The sequence below is a fragment of the Micromonospora sp. NBC_00421 genome, assembly GCF_036017915.1.
Lineage (GTDB): Bacteria > Actinomycetota > Actinomycetes > Mycobacteriales > Micromonosporaceae > Micromonospora.
Genome location: NZ_CP107929.1, coordinates 4,119,504 through 4,140,540 on the forward strand (window position 1 = coordinate 4,119,504; position 21,037 = coordinate 4,140,540).

Genomic DNA, 21,037 nt, shown 5'->3' on the forward strand with positions numbered 1-21,037 from the left:
GCCGCCGGGCGACCGCACCGACCGGCCGACGTGCCGGGCCGGCGTCGACACCGGTTTCCCGGAGAGACAGATCACCGCCGCCCGGCCGGGGGTTTTCCGGCATATTCGACCGATTCAGCGGGTCTCCAGGGCGGTTCCGCACGTGCAGCGGTTGCGGTCCGCATACGGGGTATGCATACTCCGTTGCCATGTCCATCCGTCACGGCCTGCTCGCCCTGCTCGAGCGCGGCCAGATGTACGGCTACCAACTCCGGGCCGCGTTCGAGGAGTCGACCGGCTCGACCTGGCCGCTGAACATCGGGCAGGTCTACACCACCCTCAACCGGCTGGAACGCGACGGCCTGGTCCGCTCGCTGCCCGAGCACGAGGGCGGCCAGCGGCCGTACGAGATCACCGATGCCGGACGGGCGGACCTGGCGCTGTGGTTCGTCACCCCGATCAGCCGCACCGACCGACCCCGCGACGAACTCTCCATCAAGCTGGCTCTCGCACTGACCACCCCCGGCGTGGACGTCCGGGCCGTGGTGCAGACCCAGCGCAGCGCCACCATGCGTACCCTCCAGGAGTTGACCCGGCTGAAGTACGCCAGCGACCGGCCGGAGGACCTGCCCTGGCGGCTGGTGCTGGACGCGATGATGTTCCAGGCCGAGGCGGAGGTCCGCTGGCTCGACCACTGCGAGACGAGTCTGGTCCGGTACCGGCCCACCCCGCCGACCGCCCGCAGCGGGTCACCGCCGGAGGTGGTGGACCGGACCGACCAGGAGGCAAGCCGGTGACCGACCGGGACTCCGCGATACTCGAACTGCGCGACGTCCACCGGACCCACGGCAGTGGCGAGGCCACGGTGCACGCGCTGCGCGGGGTGAGCCTCACCGTCCGGCCGGGGGAACTGGTGGCCGTGATGGGTCCCTCGGGCTCGGGCAAGTCGACCCTGCTCACCCTGGCCGGCGGCCTCGACCGGCCGACCGGGGGCGAGGTGCTGGTCGAGGGGGAACCGCTCGGCGGGCTGGACGGGCGACGGCTGGCCCGCATGCGTCGCCGCCGGATCGGCTACGTCTTCCAGGATCTGAACCTGCTCGGCAGCCTCACCGCCGCCGAGAACGTCTCCCTCCCGCTCGAACTCGACGGGGTCGGGGTGCGGCAGGCCCGGCGGGCGGCGCTGGCCGCCCTGGAGGAGGTGGGCCTGACCGGGCTCGGCGGGCGTTTTCCCGACCAGATGTCAGGCGGGCAGCAGCAACGGGTGGCGATCGCCAGGGCACTTGTCGGCGAGCGACGGCTGGTGCTGGCCGACGAGCCGACCGGGGCGCTGGACTCGCAGACCGGGGAGGCGGTGCTGCACCTGCTGCGCCGCCGGGTCGACGCGGGCGCGGCCGGGGTGCTGGTGACCCACGAGGCCCGGCACGCGGGCTGGGCGGACCGGGTGGTCTTCCTCCGCGACGGTGTCCTGGTCGACTCCACCGCGCCGCTGACCGGGGTCGAGCACCTGCTCTCCGGCAGCGACCGGTGAGCCGGCCGGTCCGGCGGGAACGACCCGGTCGGCTCCGCGAGGCGGTCGGCTCCTGGCGGGCGGCGTTGCGGATCGCCAGGCGGGAGGCCCGCCGGGCGCGGGGGCGTACCGCGCTGGTACTGGCGATGATCGCGTTGCCGGTGTCGGCGTTGAGTTTCGTCGCGGTCAGCTACGACATGGCCGACCTCACCCGGGTCGAGCGCTTCGACCAGCGGGGCGGTGCCGCCGACGTCGAGCTGCGCTGGGTGGCGGAGAATCCCCTGCACCAGGACGGCTGGGGTGAGACGACCTGGGCCCGGCAGGGTGAGCAGGTGAACCGGGAGCGGCCGGTGAGCCGGACAGAGGTCGAGGCACTACTGCCCGCCGGCAGCCGGATCAGCCGGGTCGGCTGGTGGGTGCCGTTCGAGGTCCTCATCGGTGATCGGACCATCACGCTGGACGGACGGGTGCTGGACCTCACGGACCCGCTGCCCCGCTCGACGGTGCGGCTGCGCTCCGGCCGGGTGCCCACCGCCCCCGACGAGGTCATGGTCAGCGCCCGGGCCGCCACACGACTGGGCGTACGGGTCGGCGGGACGGTCGCCGCGGCCGACGGTTCCGGCAGGTGGCGGGTGGTCGGCATGGTGGAGTTCCCCGACCAGCTGGGCGAGGTGGTCGCCCTGACCCCGGGCGGGCTGCCCCGCGTCGGTCAGGGTTACGACGAGAGCTGGCTGGTCGACCTCCCGGGTGAGCTGGACGCCGCCCTGGTGGACCGGCTCAACGCACACGGCGTGACGGTCAGCGCCCGGACACCGGTGCCGGGCGGAGGGTCGTCCGACGCCCCGGGCTCGGGTATCCCGCTGCCCGATCCGGTGGTGGCGAGCAACTCGGTGCTGGTCGGTGGGCTGGGCCTGCTGGAGGTCGTCCTGCTCGTCGGGCCGGCCTTCGCGGTCGGGGTCCGCCGCCGGCGGCGGGACCTGGCACTGGTCGCGGTGGCCGGTGGCGACCCGGTCCACCTGCGGCGGGTCGTGCTCGCCGACGGGGTGGTCCTCGGTGGTCTCGGCGCGGCGCTCGGGTTGCTGTTCGGGGTCACCGCCGCGCTCGCCGGCCGGTCGTTGGTCGAGGAGTACGTCCTGGGCGCGCGCGGCGGCGGTTACCGGGTCTTCCCGGCGGCGCTCGCCGCGATCGCGGCGGTCGCGGTGCTGGCCGGGGTGCTGGCCGCGCTCGCCCCGGCACTTACCGCGGCACGGCAGGACGTGGTGGCCGGGTTGGCCGGTCGCCGGGCCGCACCGCCGCACCGCCGCCGCTGGCTGCTCCTCGGGCTGGTGCTCACCGTGTCGGGCACCTTGGCCGCCGCCCTCGGTGCCGGCCGCAGCGAGACCCCGGTGATCCTCACCGGCCTGATCCTGGGTGAGCTGGGGCTGGTCTTCGCCACGCCGACACTGATCGGGCTGCTCGCCCGGCTCGGCCGGCTACTGCCACCGGCACCCCGGATCGCGCTGCGCGACGCCAGCCGCAACCGCTCCTCGGCCGCCCCGGCGATCTCGGCGGTGATGGCCGCCGTCGCCGGCAGTGTCGCCCTGGGCGTCTACGTGGCAAGCGACGACGCCCGCAACCGGGCCGAGTGGCAACCGAGCCTGCCGCCCGACCGGGTGCTGCTGATCCGGACGGACCGCGACGGCACCGGCCCGCTGCCCCCGCTGCCGCTGGTCACCGAACGGGTCCGGGCCGAGTTGGGAACCGGTGCGGTGCTGCCGTTGGCGGTGCCGGGCTGCGCCGAGGAGGGCACGGACGACTACTGTTCGGTGGCGCCGGTGCTGCCACCGGAACGGATCTGCCCGTACGACGGGGAGTCCTACCGTACGGCGGCGGTACGTCGACAGGCGCTCGCCGACCCGCGCTGTGTCCAGTCGGTACGGAGGATGAACGGCTACTACCTGCCCACCCTGGTCGACGACGGCGCCGCCCTCGGGGCGGTCAGCGGGGCCCCACCGGACGAGATCGCGGCGGCCACCGCGGTGCTGCACGCCGGCGGCGCGGTGGTGACCGATCCCCGGTACCTCGCCGATGGCCGGGTGGTGGTCCGGGTCGACCGCTCGGTCAGCGACTCCCGACCGTCGGAGTCGACCACCGTCACCCTCCCCGGCTACCTGCTGCGTGGCGGGCTGCCGGTCGATCGACTGGTGCTCTCCCCGGCTGCCGCCGGCCGGGCCGCGCTGGTCGCGCAGCCGATCGGCTACGCCGTCGACACCCCCACCGTGCCGACCCCGGCACAGCTCGACCGGGTGGTCAGTGCGCTGCGACCGGTGCTGCCGGTGTCGGCGCAGGCGGAACGTGGTCCGCCGAGCTCCGAGCAGCGGGCACTGCTGCTTCTGCTGGCCGCCGCCGCAGGCGTGATCACGGTGGGTGCCGCCGGGGTGGCCACCGGGCTCGCGGCGGCGGAGGGTCGTCGGGACCTCTCCACGCTCGCCGCGGTGGGGGCCAGTCCCCGGGTACGCCGGGTGCTCTCCCTCTGCCAGGCGGGGGTGATCGCCGTGGTGGGTTCGGTGCTCGGCATCGCCGCCGGCCTCGCCTCCGCACTGATCATCCTGACCTCGGTGAACCGCCAGTACGCCGCGGCGTGGCCCGTCCAGCCGCCGTACCCGGTGGTGGTGCCCTGGCAGACCCTCGGGGTGCTGGTGGTGGTGCCGTTGGTGGCGATGCTCGGCGCGGGCCTGTTCACCCGCTCCCGCCTCGCGGTCGAACGCCGGTTGGACTGAGCGGTGGGTGCGGATGCCGGGTCGACCGGGCAGACTGGCCGGGTGCCCGTCATCGGAACCCTCACCCGCCGGCTCGGCCACCGCGAGTGGTTCGGTACCACCATGCGTCTGCTGGTGCCCGTCGACCGGCTGGTCGGACGGCTCACCCGGGGCCGGGTGGTCGCCCTGGGGCTGGTCCCGTCGCTGATCATCACCACCACCGGGCACCGGTCCGGGTTGCCGCGCAGCAATCCCCTGCTGTACGTGCCGGACGGCGACGGTTTCGTGGTGATCGGCTCCAACTGGGGCCAGCGGCAGCAGCCGGGCTGGGCGCTGAACCTGCTCGCCCGGCCGCAGGCGGAGGTGGCCGTCAAGGGTCGCCGGCTCGCCGTCCGGGCCGACCGGGCCACCGGCGCCGAACGGGAGCGGCTCTGGCAGTTGCTGGTCACCGAGTGGCCGGCCTACCTGACGTACGTGCGCCGGTCCGGCGGCCGGGAGATCCACATCTTCCGGCTGGTCCCGACCGGCCCCGCCCGACCGTGACCGGGCGTCCGGAACGCACCACGACAGCCCGGCAGGCCCGGTGGAACGTCAGCCGAGACCGCCCTGGATACCGATCAACATGCCGATCAGGTACGTCGCGCCGGCCGCCGCCGCGCCGAGCAGCAGCTGACGCAGCCCGCCGATCCACCACGGGCGGTGGGTGAACCGGGCCACGACCGCCCCGGCCACGACGAGCCCCACCCCGCCGACGGCGAGCGCCAACGCCAGGCTGGTGAAGCCGAGCAGGTAGCTCAGCAGCGGGATCAACGCGCCGACGGAGAAGCAGAGGAACGACGAGACCGCCGCCGCCCAGGGGCTGGGCTGGTCGTCGGGGTCGACGCCCAGCTCCTCCCGTACGTGCACCCGCAGCGCTTCCTCCGGGTTACGTCGTACCGCCTCGGCGACCTGGTTGGCCAGGTCCCGGGGCAGGCCCCGGGCCACCCAGGCGTCGGCCAGCTCGCGGGCCTCCGCCTCCGGGTGGCGTTCCAGCTCCCGGCGCTCCTTGGCCACCTCGGCGGCGACCTGCTCGTTGGCCGAGCGGACGCTCGTGTACTCGCCCAGGCCCATCGAGATCGCGCCGGCGACCAGGCCTGCGGTGCCGGTGAGCACGATGCTGTGCGCCGACACCCCGCCGCCGCCGACGCCGGCGATCAGGGCGATGTTGGTGACCAGCCCGTCCATCGCACCGAAGACGGCAGGCCGGAGCCAACCGCCTGACACGTCCGCGTGGTGCGCCTCCCGCAGCGCCGCCGGGGTCTCGGTCACGGCAGGGTCAGGATCTCGTGGCCGTCGTCGGTGACGACGATGGTGTGCTCGAACTGGGCCGTCCACTTCCGGTCCTTGGTGACGACCGTCCAGCCGTCGTCCCACATGTCGTACTGGTAGGTGCCGAGGGTGATCATCGGCTCGACGGTGAAGGTCATGCCCGGTTCCATGATGTCGGTGGGCCGGGGGCTGTCGTAGTGCGGCACGTAGAGGCCGCTGTGGAACGCCTCGCCGATGCCGTGGCCGGTGAAGTCGCGGACCACCCCGTAGCCGAAGCGCTTGGCGTACGACTCGATGACCCGGCCGATCACGTTGATCTGCCGCCCAGGGCGGACCGCCCGGATGCCCCGCATCATCGCCTCGTGGGTGCGTTCGACGAGCAGCCGGGCCTCCTCGCCGACCTCGCCCACGCAGAAGGTGGCGTCGGTGTCGCCGTGCACCCCGCCCAGGTAGGCCGTGACGTCGACGTTGACGATGTCGCCGTCGGCGAGCACTGTGGAGTCGGGGATGCCGTGGCAGATGACCTCGTTGACGCTGGTGCAGCAGGACTTGGGGAAGCCCTTGTAGCCAAGAGTCGACGGGTAGGCGTCGTGGTCGACGAGGAACTCGTGCACCACCCGGTCGATCTCGTCGGTGGTCACCCCGGGCTTGCAGTGCTCGCCGGCGAGCTGGGTGGCCTGGGCCGCCAACCGGCCGGCGACCCGCATCTTCTCGATGGTCTCCGGGGTCTGCACGTGCGACCCGCGCCACTGCTGCGGTTGCTTCTTGCCCACGTATTCCGGTCGGGCGATGTGGCCAGGGACCGCTCGCCACGGGGAGAGCGTGCCTGGGGTGAGCGGGGCACGGACGGTCATGACGACAGACTATCTCCGGGCACCCCGGTGGCTCCGGCACGGCCCGGCGGTTGTTGCCGTGGCAACCACGCTGTGCCATTGTGGCTGCGTGGATCTAGGGGGCGCAACTCCCGTGTTCTCCGCGAGTGCGGAGCTCGCCGGCGATCACCTCCGCGTGACGGTGGCCGGTGAGGTCGACATGGCGACCGCCGACACCATGGTCCAGACCACGCTGCGGGAGCCGGCCCGGCAGATCACCCTCGACCTGCGCGCGGTCACCTTCTTCGACTCCGCCGCCATCCACGCGGTGGTCCAGCTCGCCCAGCGGTTCCCGGGCGCGCTGACCGTGTTCCCGTCCCGGCAGGTCAGTCGGGTGCTGGAGATCTCCGGCCTCGGCGACCAGGAGTGGCTCCGCCCTCTCTGACCGCCCTACCCGACACCGGGTCCGCACCGGCCCCGCCCGGGTCCGCGCCGGGCCGGGCCGGCTCAGTCGGTCAGCCGGCGGCGCAGCGACACCTCGGTCCCCTCCCCGGTACGGCGTACCGTCAGCTCGCCCAGCGCCTCGATCAACGCGAGCCCCCGACCCCGGAAGCCCGCCCCGGTCGACTCCCGCCAGCGGCCGGTGTCACGCACCGTCGCCACCACCGTCCGGTCGACGATCGACACCTCGACGGAGATGGTCGGCTCGACCGGATCGACCGGGTGCTCGATGGCGTTGGCGGCGGCTTCGGAGACCGCGACGGTCAGGTCGAACAGGTCGTTCTCGACGACGGAGTGGGCGACCAGGAAGTCCTCCAGCCGCTTGCGTAGCACACTGAGCCGGGTCGGGTCGGCAGGCAGCCGCAACGCGAACCGGTTCAGCTCGGCGGCCTCCAGGGCCAGCACCGCGACGTCGTCGTGCCGGTTACGCCCGTCGACCCGCTGCACCACGGCGTCCACCAGGTCGGTGACGTGCTCGCCGCCGATGCCGGCGTCGGCCCGGAGCTGGGCCAGCGCCGCGTCGATGCCGGCGTGCCGGTCCTCGATCAACCCGTCGGTGTAGAGCAGCAACCGGCCACCGGGGGCCAGCTCACCCTCGACGGTGCGGTAGTCGGTGCCCACGATCGCGCCGATCGGCGGCCCGAGGGCCCGTTCGTGCAGGAAGGCCACGTCGTCTCCTCGGATCAGCAGGGGGGACGGATGACCGGCGCTGGCGTACCGCAGCCGGCCGGTGCGCGGAGAGAAGGAGAGGCAGAAGACGGTGGCGAACGACTGCCGCTCGGTCGAGCCGACCAGCCGGTTGAGCCGGGTCAACGCCTGCCCCGGGTCGTACCCCTCCAGCAGGTAGGCCCGCAGACCGTTGCGGAGCTGACCCATCGCGGCGGCGGCCCGGACGCCCTTGCCGACCACGTCGCCGATGACCAGCACCACCTCGTCGTCGCCGATGCCGATCACGTCGTACCAGTCGCCGCCGACCTCGACGTCGGTGCTGCCGGGCAGGTAGCGGCTGGCCACCACGGCCCCGGGCAACTGGGGCAGCGAACGGGGCAGCAGGCTGTGCTGGAGGGTGGTGGCGATCCGGTGTTCGGCCTCGTAGAGCTGGGCGTTCTCCAGCCGTACGCCGACCAGGCGGGCCAGTTCCCCGACGGCGGCCTGCTCGGTGCCGTCACCGTCGCAACGCCAGACCCGCAGCTCGCCGAGCTGCCCACCGGCGGTGCCGGTCAGCGGCAGCACCTGCGAAGGCTCGTCGCGGGCGGTGCCGCCGCCGTCGGCCTCGTGGCGCGCGCCGGTGACCGTGGTGACCACCACCCGGGCGGCCTCGGCCAGGTGCAGGGCGTGCCGGGCGGCGACCTGGACCACCTCGGCGGTCGACTTCGCGGTGTTGACCGCCACGGCGGCGTCGGCCAGCGCCCGGAGCCGGCGGATGATCTGCCCGCGTAGCTGGCCCAGCTCGACGTTGGCCCGGACCCGGGCGATCAGCTCGGCCCCGGAGAACGGCTTGGTGAGGTAGTCGTCGGCGCCGACCGAGAGGCCGGCGACCGCCTCGGCGGAACCGGCCCGCGCGGAGAGCAGCACGATCGGCACATGCCGGGTACGCGGGTTCGCCCGCAACGCGGCAACCAGGCCGAACCCGTCCAGCCGGGGCATCATCACATCGGTCAACACCAGGTCGAAGGCGCTCCCGGTGGCCTCCTGGAGGGCCACCGCGCCGTCCGGGACGGCCACCACCTCGTACTCGGCGCCGAGCAGGCGGGTGACGTGCTCACGCAGATCGGCGTTGTCGTCGGCGAGCAGGACCCGGCCGGCCCGCCCGGTCCCGCCGTCGGCCGGGACGGACTGCTCACCGGCGGTCCACAGCGCGGTCTCCGCGACGTAGAGCGGCGCCTGTGACGACTCGACAAGGGGCAGCGGCGTGGCCACCGCCACCCGGTCGGCGGGCAGGTGCGCGGCACCGAACGGGACGGTCACCGTGAAGGTGGTGCCGTGGTCGACCCGGCTCTCGGCCGCCACCGTGCCACCGTGCATCTCGACCAGCTCGCGGACCAGGGCCAGCCCGATCCCGGTGCCCTCGTGGGTACGCGAACGCACCCCCGGCACCCGGTGGAACCGTTCGAAGACGTGCGGCAGCTCCTCGGCGACGATGCCCACCCCGGTGTCGGATACCTCCAGCCGGGCCGCGCCGTCCACCATGCGCACCCGGACCCGGATCTCGCCCTCGAAGGTGAACTTCAACGCGTTGGAGAGCAGGTTGAGGACGATCTTCTCCCACATGTCCCGGTCCAGGAAGACCGGTGCGGGCAGCGGCGGGCAGTCCACCACGAGCCGCAGCCCGGCCCGTTCCGTCGCGGAACGGAAGGTGCTGGCCAACCGGGAGGAGTACACGGCGAGATCGGTGGGCTGGTAGTGGGCGGTCAGCCGGCCGGACTCCAGCCGGGAGAAGTCGAGCACCGTGTTGACCAGCTTGAGCAGGCGCAGCGCGTTGCGGTGCATCACGGTCAGCCGGTCGAGGTGCGACGCGGGCAGCGTGGGATCGGCCAGCATGTCCTCCAGCGGGCCGAGCACCAGGGTCAGCGGGGTCCGGAACTCGTGGCTGACATTGGCGAAGAAGTTGGTCTTGGCCCGGTCCAGCGCGGCCAGCTCGGCGGCGCGGGCCCGCTCCTGCTCGTACACCCGCTGCTGGCCCACCACCCGGGAGACCTGTGCGGCGATCAGGTCGAGGAAGTCGCGGTACTCGTCGGTGAGTGGCAGCCGGGCGGAGAGGCCGACCACCAGCGCCCCGGCCGGCTCGCTGGTGGCGGTGAGCGGCAGCACCAGGGCCCGCTCGGCGGCACCGTCAGGCACCTCGCCGCACAGCTCGGCCACGTGGACCTGGGCGGCGACCCCACCGGCGGCGACGCGGGACAGCACGGTCGGCAACTCGGCCGGCACCCGGGCCGGGTCGACGCCGCTGGCCCCGGTCAGCGTCGGGCGGCCGGTCTCGTCGGTCAGGTGGATCAGGGCGAAGGGGATGTCGGCCCGGTGCCCGTCCAGCACGGCCGCCGCCGCCCGCCCCAGCTCGGCCATGCTGCTCGCCGCGCCGAGCTGCGAGCCGAGTTCGGCCAACGCCCGCAACCGACGCTCGCCGAGGACCCGGCCGGTGGTCTCGTTGACGAAGCAGAAGACCCCGTTGACGCTGCCGTCGGCGTCCCGGATCGGGTCGTAGGAGACGTCGAAGTAGACCTGCTCGACGAAGCCGTGCCGGTCGAGCAGGAACGGGTGGTCCTCGCCCCGGTACGACTCGCCGGTGCGGCGCACGCCGTCCAGCAGCGGGCGGAGCACGTCCCAGGTCTCCGCCCAGTGCTCCCGGGCCGGGCGACCCAGTGCCTGCGGGTGTTTGTCGCCGATGGTCGGCCGGTAGGCGTCGTTGTAGAAGGCGAGCTGGTCGGGGCCCCAGAACAGCACGATCTGGGCCCGCGAGGAGAGCATCATGCCGATCGCGTGGCTCAGCGCGGGCGGCCAGGTGTCGGGGGGGCCCAACGGGCTGGTCGCCCAGTCGTACCCATGCAGCAGGCGGCCCAGCTCGCCACCCGCCGCGAAGGACGCCGCCAGCGCCGGCGAAAGCCCGCCATCCGGTGCCGACGCGCCGTCGCCGGGCGCGGCGTCGCCGGCCGGCGTGAGGCCACCGGACGGCCTGATGTCGCCGGACAGCGCAGGGTCGTCGGACGGCATGGCGTCGGTAGCCGGCAGGAAGGACAGCCCTCGTCCCTCCTCGCCCCCGTAGGCCGAGCTCATCCGCGCCCCCTGCTTCGGCGGTCGTGCCCCCCAACGCCTCGGCAGATGCCGGCCGTGCCCCGTCTTCTACCCCGACGGATCAGGAACGTAACGCACGGGTTCCCGCAGACGCTGGTAACCCGCGGCTCATCCTGCCGTCATTCCCCCGACGGCGCATGGTGAGATCGGCGGAGGAGGGCCGGGCAGCGCTCAGAACACCGGCAGACCGTCGATGCTGGCGGCGTTCTTCGTCGCCCGGTAGTCGACCAGGTCCTCGGCGGTGCGCCTGGAGTGTGACGTGAGCAACAGGTCCCGGTCGCCCCGGTAGTCCATCAGGGGCACCGCGAAGCCACACGAATCGCTTACCCGCTCCACCGTCACCCCGATCACGGCCCGGACCGCGTGCAGGTCGGGCGGGTCGGGAAAATCGGCCACCAGCGCGGCGAAGCCCGGGTCGGTGACCGGGGTGGCGACGCCCCGGCCGTGCAACCGCAGGATCTTCGGCGGGCCGTCGAAGGCACAGAACATCAGCGTGATCCGACCGTTGTCCCGCAGGTGGGCGATCGTCTCCGCCCCACTGCCGTGGTAGTCGAGCCAGGCCACCCGGTGCGGGCCGAGCACCACGAAGGTGCCGCGCATCCCCTTGGGCGAGACGTTGACGTGCCCGTCGGCACCACTGGGCGCGGTGGCCACGAAGAACATCGGCTGCGCCTCGACGAACTCCCGCAGCCGCCCGTCGAGTGCCGGATACACGGTCCCCATGCCGCCATCCTGCTCCCGCCGACCGCATTCCGGGAGACCCATTCCCGCCAGCCAGGACGGCCGTCCCGGTCAGGACTGCCTGCCGACTACCCGGCGCTGCCGTTCGGGCCATCGGCCCCGCCCGGCCAGCCCGATCCGTGACCGGCCCAGGTCCCTGGTCAGACCGCGCGGGCCGCCCGGACCAGGGCGGTCACCGGGCGCGGGTCGTCGTCGTTCTCCGGATGCCACTGCACCCCCAGCAGGAACCGGCGTGCCGGGTCCTCCACCGCCTCGACCACCCCGTCGTCGGCCCAGCCGGTGACGGTGAGCCCACCCGGGTCGGCCACCCCCTGATGGTGGTACGAGTTGACCCGGCCCACCCCGGCCAGCACGCTCGCGGTCCGGCTCCCCGGGGCGAACCGCACCGGGTGTGCGCCGTACACCCCGGGGGCGGGGCGGTGCCGGTCGTGGCCCACCACGTCCGGCAGGTGCTGGTGCAGTGCCCCGCCGTGCGCGACGGCCAGCAACTGCATCCCCCGGCACACCCCGAGCACCGGCAGGTCGACGGCGAGCGCGGCGGCCAGCAGGGCCGACTCCCCGGCGTCCCGGTCCGGCCGGGGCTCGGTGCGCGGATCGACCGGCTGGCCGTAGTGCTCCGGGCCGACGTCCGCACCGCCGGCCAGCAGCAGTCCGTCGAGGACGTCGACCACGTCGGCGTCCAGGTCGTCCGGGGGCAGCACCACGGCCCGGCCCCCGGCGGCGGTCACCGAACGGACGTACGCCTGCGGCACCAGCGACGCCGGGACGTCCCGCCAGACCGCCCAGCTCGCCGGTTCGACGTACCCGGTGATCCCGATCAGCGGACGGGCCCGGCCGGTCTCCCGACGCCCGGCGGCGCGGACCTCCGGCCTGGTGGGATCACCGCCCGGGCCGCTCACAACGGGGTGACGTAGGCGCCGGTGATGCCGCCGTCGACGACGAACTGGGCGGCGGTCATGAACGACGAGTCGTCGCTGGCCAGGAAGGCGACCGCGGCGGCGATCTCCTCCGGTGCGCCGAACCGGCCCATCGGCACGTGCACCAGCCGGCGGGCGGCCCGCTCCGGGTCGGCGGCGAACAGCTCCAGCAGCAGCGGGGTGGCCACCGGGCCGGGGCAGAGCGCGTTGACCCGGATGCCCTCCCGGGCGAACTGCACGCCCAGCTCCCGGGTCATCGCCAGCACCCCGCCCTTGCTCGCGGTGTACGCGATCTGCGAGGTGGCCGCCCCCATCAGCGCCACGAAGGAGGCGGTGTTGATGATCGAGCCCTTGCCCTGCCGGCGCATGTGCGGGATCGCGTACTTGCAGCACAGGTAGACGCTCGTGGTGTTGACCCGCAGCACCCGTTCCCAGGCGTCCAGCCCGGTGTCGAGGATCGAGTCGTCGTCGGGCGGGGAGATACCGGCGTTGTTGAACGCCACGTCGACCCGGCCGTGTCGCTCGGCGACGCCGTCGAAGAGGCTCCGGACGGCCGCCTCGTCGGCCACGTCGACGGCGACGAACTCCCCGCCGACCTCCTCGGCGGCCCGCCCACCGGCCTCGGCGTCGATGTCGACGCAGACCACCCGGGCCCCCTCGGCGGCGAACCGCCGCACGGTGGCCAACCCGATCCCGCTGCCCGCCCCGGTCACCACGGCGACCCGGTCCTGTAGCCGACCCTGCACTGGCGTCACTCCTCTGTGCTGATGAAGACGTTCTTGACGTCGGTGAAGGCGTGCAGCGCGTCCGGCCCCAGCTCGCGGCCGAGCCCGGAACGCTTCATCCCACCGAACGGGGTCCAGTAACGCACCGAGGAGTGCGAGTTGACGCTCAGGTTGCCCGCCTCCACCGCGCGGGCCAGCCGCAGCGCCCGCCCGACGTCCCGGGTCCAGATCGAGCCGGACAGGCCGTACTCGGTGTCGTTGGCGAGCCGGACGGCGTCGGCCTCGTCGTCGAAGGGGAGCACCGAGACGACCGGCCCGAAAATCTCCTCCCGCCAGTGCCGGTCGGCCGGGGAGTCGGCGAGCAGCACCGTCGGGGCGTGCCAGAAGCCGGGGCCGTCGGGACGGGTGCCGGCGAAGGCGACAGTCGCGCCGTCGAGGTAGCCGGCGACCCGGTCGCGGTGGGCGGCGGAGATCAGCGGGCCCATCTCGGCGGTCTCGGCGGCCGGGTCCTCCACCCGGAGCGCCCGGACCGCCGGTTCGAGCAGTTCCAGAAACCTGTCGTACGCCGGGCGCTGGACCAGGATGCGCGAGCGGGCGCAGCAGTCCTGGCCGGCGTTGTCGAACACCGCGTACGGCGCGGTGGCCGCCGCCTTCTCCAGGTCGGCGTCGGCGAAGACCAGGTTGGCGCTCTTGCCGCCCAACTCCAGGGTGACCCGCTTCACCTGGGCGGCGCAGCCGGCCATGATCCGGGTGCCGACCTCGGTGGAGCCGGTGAAGCAGACCTTGCGTACGGCCGGGTGGGTGACGAAGCGTTCGCCGACCACGTCACCCCGGCCGGGCAGCACGGTGAACACCCCCTCCGGCAGGCCGGCGGCCAGCCCCAGCTCGGCCAGGCGCAGGGCGGTCAGCGGGGTCAGCTCGGCGGGCTTGAGCACCACCGTGTTGCCGGCGGCCAGTGCCGGGGCGAAGCCCCAGCCGGCGATCGGCATCGGGAAGTTCCACGGCACGATCACCCCGACCACGCCGAGCGGTTCGTGGAAGGTGACGTCCCACCCGCCGGGCACCGGGATCTGCTGCCCGGTCAGCCGCTCCGGCGCGCCCGCGTAGTAGTCGAGCACGTCACGGACGTTGCCCGCCTCCCAGCGCGCGTTGCCGATGGTGTGCCCCGAGTTGCGCACCTCCAACAGCGCCAACTCCTCCAGGTGCGCGTCCACCAACCCGGCGAACCGCCGCAGAATCCGCCCCCGCTCCCCCGGCGCGACCACCCGCCAGCTCTCGAACGCGACCGCAGCCCGCCCGATAGCCGCATCCACCTCCCCCACCCCGGCCCCCGCCACCTCCGCGACCACCGCCCCACTCGCCGGATCCACCACCCGCGTCACACCCCACCCCTTTCCCCGTCGATCATGGAGTTGCGGTCCCCCACATAAGCCACAATCAGCCACATACCGCCCACCAATACTCCATGATCGATCCGGGGGTGGGGTCAGAGGCGTTCGAAGCCACGGGTGAGTTCCCAGTCGGTGACGGCGGCGTCGAAGGCGGCGAGTTCGACCTGGGCCATGTTGGTGTAGTGGGCGTGGACCTCTTCGCCGAAGGCGGTGCGGGCGAGGTCGGAGGTCTGCCAGAGGGTGAGGGCGTCGCGGAGGGTGGGCGGGACGCGCTCGGCCGTCGGGTCGTCGTAGGCGTTGCCGGTGCACTCGTCGGGCAACTCCAGCTCCTGCTCGATGCCGTGCACCGCCCCGGCGACCAGGGCGGCGATCGCCAGGTACGGGTTGACGTCCGCGCCGGGCACCCGGTTCTCCACCCGCATGCCCTGCCCGTGGCCGACCAGCCGCAGCGCGCAGGTGCGGTTGTCGGTGCCCCAGCGCAGCGCGGTCGGCGCGAACGAACCTGGCTGGTAACGCTTGTAGGAGTTGATGTTCGGGGCGAACAGCAGGCTCATCTCCCGCATGGTGGCGAGCAGCCCGGCCAGCACCCGCTGCCCGGTCACGCTGAGTTGCGCCGGCCCGTCGCCGAGCATCGCCGAGCGGCCGTCGATGTCGCGCAGCGAGAAGTGGATGTGGCAGGAGTTGCCCTCCCGGGCGTTCGGCTTGGCCATGAAGGTGATCGACACGCCCTCCTGGGCGGCGATCTCCTTGGCCCCGTTCTTGTAGATCACGTGGTGGTCGGCGCAGGCCACCGCCTCGTCGTACCGGAAGGCGATCTCGTGCTGGCCGAGGTTGCACTCGCCCTTGGCGCTCTCCGGGGTGAGCCCCGCGCCGGCCATCTCGGTGCGGATCCGGCGCAGCAGCGGCTCCACCCGGGCGGTGCCGAGCAGCGAGTAGTCCACGTTGTACTGGTTGGCCGGGGTGAGGTCGCGGTAACCGCGCTGCCAGGCCTCCTCGTACGAGTCGCGGTAGAGGACGAACTCCAGCTCGGTGCCGGCGTACGCGGTCAGCCCGTGGTCGGCCAGCCGGTCGAGCTGCCGGCGCAGGATCTGCCGGGGCGAGGCGACCACCGGGCCGGAGCCGTCCAGCCACTCCAGGTCGGCCAGGAGCAGGACGCTCCCCGGCTGCCAGGGCATCCGGCGCAGGGTGGACAGGTCGGGGCGCATGGCGAAGTCGCCGTAGCCGCGTTCCCAGCTCGACATCGCGTACCCGTCGACGGTGTTCATGTCGACGTCCACGGCGAGCAGGTAGTTGCAGCCCTCGCTCCCGTTGGCCACCACCTGGTCGAGGAAGAACGGGGCGTGGAACCGTTTGCCCTGGAGGCGGCCCTGCATGTCGGTCAGGGCGAGCACCACCGTGTCGATCTCGCCCTCGGCGACGGCGACCCGGAGCTGTTCCAACGTGAGCGGGGCTCTTCTCATCCGTGCGCCTCCATCACCAAGGTCTACCGGCCTAGCGGATCACCGTCAATGCCCCGTCCGGACGTCCCGGCAAACCCCCATCGGTGGGCACACCGACCCGGCCCGTGCCGGGTCGGCGGCCGCTCCCCGGGCGGCACCCGGCCGCACCGGTCCGGCGACCGTACTCCGGCCGACCGTCGGGTTCCCCGGCGCGTGCGGACGCCACGCGACACGGACGCGAGATGCCCTGCGGTGCAGGCGGAAGATGCCGTGCGACACGGGCGGAAGATGCTATGCCATACAGGCGGGAATTTCAGGAGCGCACAACACCGGAGGCGGTTCTTTCGCGCGCGGGAAAGATGCACGGCGAAACGCAGTTCATCCGTTCGGGCAGACCGTCAATCCGGTTATCGGTAATCGCAAGGTGACCTTGCGTGAAGGCCGCCGCCTTGCCAGACTCTGACCAATCGGTTTCGACGCACCGCGCTTTATCGAATGACCCGCCCACCTTTCCCGGCGAACACCTGCGCAGGTGCGCGCGATGCGCGGTGCGTTCATCGGGAAAACGGCTGGTCGGCGCATCCGTCGCACCCGATGGGATTCCAGCACCGCCCGAACTGCTCCATCACGACGCACAAAGGACGGGTAATGACGAGAGTACGTAGGCGTGGCACACCCCGATCCTTCGCCGCCCTGGTGGCGATCGCCCTCTCCACCGTGCTGCTCGCGGTGGCCGCCCCGGCCCAGGCCGCACCCCCCTCCGGCGCCGAGTCGACAGGCCCCCTGACTTCCCTTTCCGCCGGGAACATCGGTCGGTCGGCGAATTCCTCCGGCACGCTCGCCTCGACCTCGATAACGGGGACCGTCGGCTCCATCAGTGTCACCTGCACGCTGACGCCGAGCACCCCGTTCGTCTACTACGGCGGCCCGTACGGCGGCGGCGAGGAGGGCCTCGCGTCAGTGCAGTGCACCTATCCCGTCTACGCGATCCAGGTCGAGGTCGCCCTGTTCCGCTACGGCACCCAGGTCACCTACAACACCAAGACGGCTTACAGCACCACCCTCGGTACCGTCGACACCGAGTACCCCCGGTCCACCGGCCAATACCAGACGGGTGCGGACGCCTTCATCACCTGGACCTACGGCGGCTCCACCAGTTTCATCCCGCTGACCTTCAGCAACAGCGTCTACCTCTGATCCTCTGACCCGCACCGGCGCACACCGGCCGGCACCAGGGCAGCCCCTGGCCGGAGCCCTCCTCCCGGAGGCTTCCGCCAGGGGCTGCCCACTGGCGTACCGTGGGCGACCGGAAGGTCCGTGGTCAGGCCGGTCCGTCGGCCCGCGCGGCGTCCGCCGTCGCATGCGCCCCCGGCCCGGGTACGTCGACGGTGCGGCGGGGGCCGGTGAACCACTTCCGGGCCGACGCGTACCACCAGATGCCCACTCCGAGCAGCACCCCGCCGACGGCCAGCGGCGCGTAGTTCACCGCCGACCAGCTGAACTCCGCGTTGCCGGGCACCCCGGCCGGCACGATCGGCAGCACGAAGTAGACCGAGATGATCACGATCTCCACCACCGCGATCCACCCGAACAACCTGTACTTGCGGCCGAGCGTCCACGGCCCCGGCTCGAACCGGTCCCCCATCCGCAGCCGTAGCGCGATCGGGATGACGAAGGACAGGTAGAGGCCGATCACCGCCACCGACACCACCGCGTAGAAGGCGACCGGGACACCGCCGCTCTGGTAGAGCGCCGGCAGGGTGAGCACCAGGCCGGCCAGCGTCGCCCCGATGATCGCGTTGGCCGGGGTGCCGTTGCGGTCGACCTTGGACCACAGCCGCCAGCCGGGCACCGCGCGGTCCCGGCTGAACGCGTACGTCATCCGGCTCATCGAGGTCACGCAGCTCATCCCGCAGAAGAACTGCCCGATGGTGGAGATGATGATGACCGTCTTGAAGAAGAACGGGGTCAACGCCGACTCGAAGATCGCCCCGGAGAATCCGCCGGCCGCGTTGATCGCGTCCACGTCGGTGGCGGCGAACAGGAACGCCAGCAGCAGGATCCAGCCGCCCACAGCCGAATAGAAGATCGACCGCCACAGCCCCTTCGCGGCGGCCTGCGACGCGCCCCGGGTCTCCTCGGAGACGTGCGCGCAGGCGTCGAATCCGGTGATCGTGTACTGGGTGAGCAGGAATCCCAGCGGCAGCACATAGAACCAGAACGTCAACCCGCCGGTGTCGCCGTCACCGAATCCGGAGTTGTTGAACCGCTCGGTGAACACGAACTGGAAACTCTGGTGCTCGTCCGGCACCAGCAGCAGGATGGCCACCACGGCGGCCGCGCCGGCCACGTGCCACCAGACCGAGACGTTCTGGAGTACGTCGATGATCCGGTGCCCGAAGATGTTGATCAGCCCGTGCAGGGCCAGGATGATCACGAACAGGACGAATGCCTGCCGTAGCGTCCCCTCCCACCCGTCGAAGAGCGCCGACAGGGTCAGGTTGAGGAAGGTGGCGCAGCCGTAGTCCACCGACGCGGTGACCGCGACGAGGCCGATCAGGTTGAGCCAGCCGGTGAACCAGCCGTGCACCGGCCTGCCCATCTTCGCCGCCCACCAGTAGATCCCCCCGGCCGTCGGGTACGCCGAGACCAGCTCGGCCAGGCAGAACCCGATGATCAGGATGAACAGCGAGATCAGCGGCCAGCCCCAGGAGATGGCGACCGGCCCGCCGTTGTTCCACGCCTGGCCGAAGGTGGTGAAACAGCCGGCCAGGATCGAGATGATCGAGAACGAGATGGCGAAGTTGGAGAAGCCGCTCCACTTGCGGTGCAGCTCCTGCTGGTAGCCGAGTTCGGCGAGTCGTCGGGCGTCGTCGTCCGGCGCGTGCGGTTGCCCGACGGTCGGCGGTTGTCCGGTGGTCGGCGGGGGCGTTGTGGCCACAGCACACCTCCCTGAGGTGGTACCCGGTACTGCCCGGGTGGTCCCGGTGCGAGTGCGCCCGAGTCTCGTCCCGCCGATCACCACGGTCAATCCGTCGCCGGTGCCGAACTCGTAAAATCGCGTCGCCCCAGCGCGGCGGTGGGGACGTCCCGGCCCGGCGGTAATCAGGTTGCCCCGGGCACTGCACCGACGCATGCTTGAGCCCGTGACCAGGCCCGATCGCGACGGGCCGACGCCGGGCGCTCGGCAGGAGCCCGGCTCACGGCGGCGCGGGGCGTCCACCTCTCTCTCACGTACGGCGTGTCGCCGTACCCGACGGACGTCCCGCATCGCCGTACCCGGTCGACACCGGGCCGACCGCCCTGGTGACCATGCGCACCGCCCTTGCCGCGACGGTGGACCGTCCGGTCAGAGGCTGCCACCGGTGCTGCGGAGGTTACTGCCGTCAGTCGGGTTCCGGTGATCGTCCAGACGACGGCGGGCCTGCGCCGACGCCGCCAGGTCAAGGACCACGTCGTCCCCGTCGATCGCCGTCCGTCGCCTGCGGAACCACAGTGCCGACGCCACGAGGACCAGCAGATCGTGATGGGATCAGTACACGACGTTAATCTATGCTCACGGACGTTCGTGACATCCACCATGGAGGCGGGATGAACCACGCACTTCAGGAGGCCATGGCAGAGGTCGGCGAGACAGCAGAGAGTCTTGCTGCTCAAACAGGCGTAGACCCCAAGACGGCAGCGCGGTGGATATCTCCGGGACGTGTGCCGCAACCACGCCGACGGGTGACAGTGGCCGCCATCCTCGGCCGGGACGTTGGTGACCTATGGCCCGATGTCCTCAAGCGCCGCGAGCCACAGTGGCTGAGAAAATGGGTCGACTGGGAGCGCGAAGCGGTCGCGCTGCGGTGGTACGAACACACCTGGGTTCCCGGCCTGCTCCAGACCGAGGCGTACGCGCGAGCCACACTGGGACACAACCTGCTGCCTCCGGACGAGATCGAGGAGCGCGTGGCCTCGCGGCTCGATCGCAGCTCCATCCTCACCAGCGACAGGCCCCCGCAACTCGTCGCCGTCATCGACATGGCGGCGTTACGTCGCCCAATGAAGAGTCACCCCGCCGCGATGAAGGAACAGTTCACCCACCTGGCCGAGATGGCCGAGCTACCGCACATACAGATCCTCGTGGTGAGTGAGGACACTGGGCTCTACCCTGGACTACAGGGCGGCTTCATTCTTGGCACCCTTGGTGACGGCTCAGTAGTGGCACATCTCGATCATCAAGTGCGAGCGCAGGTGGTGAACGAGACCGATGACCTTGTTACCCTCCAGCAAACGTGGGAGGTGATCAGAGGCGAAGCCTTCTCCCGTAAGCAATCACTCAACCTGATCAAGGAAGCAGCGAATACATGGACCTGACCGGCGCACAGTGGCGCAAGAGCACCAGGAGCGGCAGCAACGGCGGCTCGTGTGTCGAAGTGGCCGACAACCTCCCCGGCGTCGTCCTGGTGCGGGACACCAAGGACCGCGACGGCGGCACCCTGACCCTCGCGCCGGACACCTGGCAGGCGTTCGTCGACCTGGCCAAGCAGATCGGCCCCGCTGCCTGACCTGCCGCCCGTCCATCGCCGGTCCACGGTGGGCGGGTCAGGTGAAGAGGAGGCCGGCGATCCAGAGGGCGGCGACCACCAGGCCGGCCAGGAACTCCACCAGCATGGACAGGCCGGCGGCCTTCAGCGCCTGCACGGTCGCCGGCCAGGCGAGCTGGTTGCTGCCCAGCCGCAGCCGTTCGGCCCCCCACACGCCGCCGACGAAGCCGATCACCAGGCCGATCACCGGGATGACGAAGAACCCCACCAACCCGAGCAGCCCCCCGACGAGCAGCGACGACGTCGGCACCCCGGTGCGCTTGAGGTTGCGCCCCGGCCAGGCGTACTTGATCACGGCACCGGCGGCGGCGACCACGGTGGCCGCGCCGAGCACCGCCCAGCGTCCCGGCCCGGCGTCGCCGAAGATCGCCCAGAGCAGCACCCCACCCCAGCACAGCGGCAGCGCCGGCAGACCGGGCACCACCACCCCGGCCAGCCCGGCGACTATCGCGATCGCCGCGACCACCGAGACCGCCGCCCCACCATCGGTCAGGCTCACCCCGCCACCTCTCCCCCGCACGGTCCCGCCCCGGTCACGTCGTCACCATGCCAGAGCACCGGGCTCCCCGCCGGCCACCCGCACCCGACCGGCCGCTTCCGG

The 21,037-nt window shown here is 72.2% G+C and carries 18 protein-coding genes; 8 read left to right on the top strand and 10 right to left on the bottom strand.

Going from position 1 to position 21,037, the window contains the following annotated elements; translation table 11 throughout:
* Positions 1-188: 188 nt before the first annotated feature.
* From OHQ87_RS17050 to OHQ87_RS17065, 4 genes are read left to right on the top strand one after another with little or no spacing between them, the layout of a single operon-like run.
* The gene (locus OHQ87_RS17050) at positions 189-776 is read left to right on the top strand and encodes a PadR family transcriptional regulator (RefSeq protein WP_328338997.1); all 588 of its coding nucleotides are present in this window, start codon (positions 189-191) and stop codon (positions 774-776) included.
* On the top strand, positions 773-1,507 hold the full coding sequence (locus tag OHQ87_RS17055; protein ID WP_328338999.1) for an ABC transporter ATP-binding protein: 735 nt from the start codon (positions 773-775) through the stop codon (positions 1,505-1,507). Before OHQ87_RS17050 ends, OHQ87_RS17055 begins: the two co-directional genes overlap by 4 nt.
* On the top strand, positions 1,504-4,245 hold the full coding sequence (locus tag OHQ87_RS17060) for an ABC transporter permease (RefSeq protein ID WP_328339001.1): 2,742 nt from the start codon (positions 1,504-1,506) through the stop codon (positions 4,243-4,245). Before OHQ87_RS17055 ends, OHQ87_RS17060 begins: the two co-directional genes overlap by 4 nt.
* 42 nt (positions 4,246-4,287) lie before the next feature.
* Complete coding sequence (locus OHQ87_RS17065) at positions 4,288-4,767, top strand: nitroreductase/quinone reductase family protein (protein WP_328339003.1); 480 nt, start codon at positions 4,288-4,290, stop codon at positions 4,765-4,767.
* A 48-nt stretch (positions 4,768-4,815) separates the two neighbouring features.
* On the opposite strand, the gene OHQ87_RS17070 is transcribed toward OHQ87_RS17065, so the two are convergent.
* Together OHQ87_RS17070 and map are read right to left on the bottom strand one after the other, a co-directional pair.
* On the bottom strand, positions 4,816-5,532 hold the full coding sequence (locus OHQ87_RS17070) for a VIT1/CCC1 transporter family protein (RefSeq protein WP_328339005.1): 717 nt from the start codon (positions 5,530-5,532) through the stop codon (positions 4,816-4,818).
* Positions 5,529-6,386, bottom strand: a complete 858-nt coding sequence (gene map / locus OHQ87_RS17075) for a type I methionyl aminopeptidase (RefSeq protein WP_328339007.1) — start codon at positions 6,384-6,386, stop codon at positions 5,529-5,531. Before map ends, OHQ87_RS17070 begins: the two co-directional genes overlap by 4 nt.
* 154 nt (positions 6,387-6,540) lie before the next feature.
* Here map and OHQ87_RS17080 point away from each other — a divergent pair, with 154 nt between their 5' ends.
* Positions 6,541-6,789: an STAS domain-containing protein gene (locus OHQ87_RS17080; protein WP_328339009.1), complete on the top strand. Its 249-nt coding sequence runs from the start codon at positions 6,541-6,543 to the stop codon at positions 6,787-6,789.
* Between the two features lie 62 nt (positions 6,790-6,851).
* On the opposite strand, the gene OHQ87_RS17085 is transcribed toward OHQ87_RS17080, so the two are convergent.
* The 6 genes from OHQ87_RS17085 to OHQ87_RS17110 all read right to left on the bottom strand — a co-directional run bounded on the left by OHQ87_RS17085 (position 6,852) and on the right by OHQ87_RS17110 (position 15,868).
* Positions 6,852-10,616, bottom strand: coding sequence for a SpoIIE family protein phosphatase (locus OHQ87_RS17085; protein ID WP_328339011.1), 3,765 nt, complete (start codon positions 10,614-10,616; stop codon positions 6,852-6,854).
* Positions 10,617-10,805: 189 nt separating this feature from the next.
* The gene (locus tag OHQ87_RS17090; protein WP_328339013.1) at positions 10,806-11,357 is read right to left on the bottom strand and encodes a pyridoxamine 5'-phosphate oxidase family protein; all 552 of its coding nucleotides are present in this window, start codon (positions 11,355-11,357) and stop codon (positions 10,806-10,808) included.
* Between the two features lie 158 nt (positions 11,358-11,515).
* Complete coding sequence (locus OHQ87_RS17095; RefSeq protein WP_328348890.1) at positions 11,516-12,196, bottom strand: gamma-glutamyl-gamma-aminobutyrate hydrolase family protein; 681 nt, start codon at positions 12,194-12,196, stop codon at positions 11,516-11,518.
* A gap of 74 nt (positions 12,197-12,270) precedes the next feature.
* Positions 12,271-13,038 carry a 3-oxoacyl-ACP reductase gene (locus OHQ87_RS17100; RefSeq protein ID WP_328339016.1) on the bottom strand — a complete coding sequence of 256 codons (768 nt, stop codon included), beginning with the start codon at positions 13,036-13,038 and terminating at the stop codon, positions 12,271-12,273.
* Positions 13,039-13,043: 5 nt separating this feature from the next.
* Positions 13,044-14,399 carry an aldehyde dehydrogenase family protein gene (locus tag OHQ87_RS17105; RefSeq protein WP_442930480.1) on the bottom strand — a complete coding sequence of 452 codons (1,356 nt, stop codon included), beginning with the start codon at positions 14,397-14,399 and terminating at the stop codon, positions 13,044-13,046.
* Positions 14,400-14,503: 104 nt separating this feature from the next.
* Entirely contained in the window at positions 14,504-15,868 is a 1,365-nt protein-coding gene (locus OHQ87_RS17110; protein WP_328339018.1) for a glutamine synthetase family protein, read from the bottom strand.
* Between the two features lie 627 nt (positions 15,869-16,495).
* Here OHQ87_RS17110 and OHQ87_RS17115 point away from each other — a divergent pair.
* Positions 16,496-17,044 carry a hypothetical protein gene (locus OHQ87_RS17115; protein ID WP_328339021.1) on the top strand — a complete coding sequence of 183 codons (549 nt, stop codon included), beginning with the start codon at positions 16,496-16,498 and terminating at the stop codon, positions 17,042-17,044.
* 124 nt (positions 17,045-17,168) lie between these two features.
* Here the strand turns inward: OHQ87_RS17115 and OHQ87_RS17120 are convergent, their stop codons facing one another.
* Entirely contained in the window at positions 17,169-18,788 is a 1,620-nt protein-coding gene (locus OHQ87_RS17120) for an amino acid permease (protein WP_328339023.1), read from the bottom strand.
* Positions 18,789-19,438: 650 nt separating this feature from the next.
* Here OHQ87_RS17120 and OHQ87_RS17125 point away from each other — a divergent pair.
* Positions 19,439-20,206, top strand: coding sequence for a DUF5753 domain-containing protein (locus OHQ87_RS17125; RefSeq protein WP_328339025.1), 768 nt, complete (start codon positions 19,439-19,441; stop codon positions 20,204-20,206).
* Positions 20,203-20,397 (top strand): DUF397 domain-containing protein, encoded by a 195-nt coding sequence (locus tag OHQ87_RS17130; RefSeq protein WP_328348892.1) that lies wholly within the window; start codon positions 20,203-20,205, stop codon positions 20,395-20,397. The genes OHQ87_RS17125 and OHQ87_RS17130 overlap by 4 nt, the downstream gene beginning before the upstream one ends.
* Positions 20,398-20,434: 37 nt before the next feature.
* On the opposite strand, the gene OHQ87_RS17135 is transcribed toward OHQ87_RS17130, so the two are convergent.
* A complete protein-coding gene (locus OHQ87_RS17135; RefSeq protein WP_328339027.1) occupies positions 20,435-20,935 on the bottom strand; it encodes a DUF456 domain-containing protein in 501 nt (166 codons plus the stop codon).
* Between the last annotated feature and the right edge of the window lie 102 nt (positions 20,936-21,037).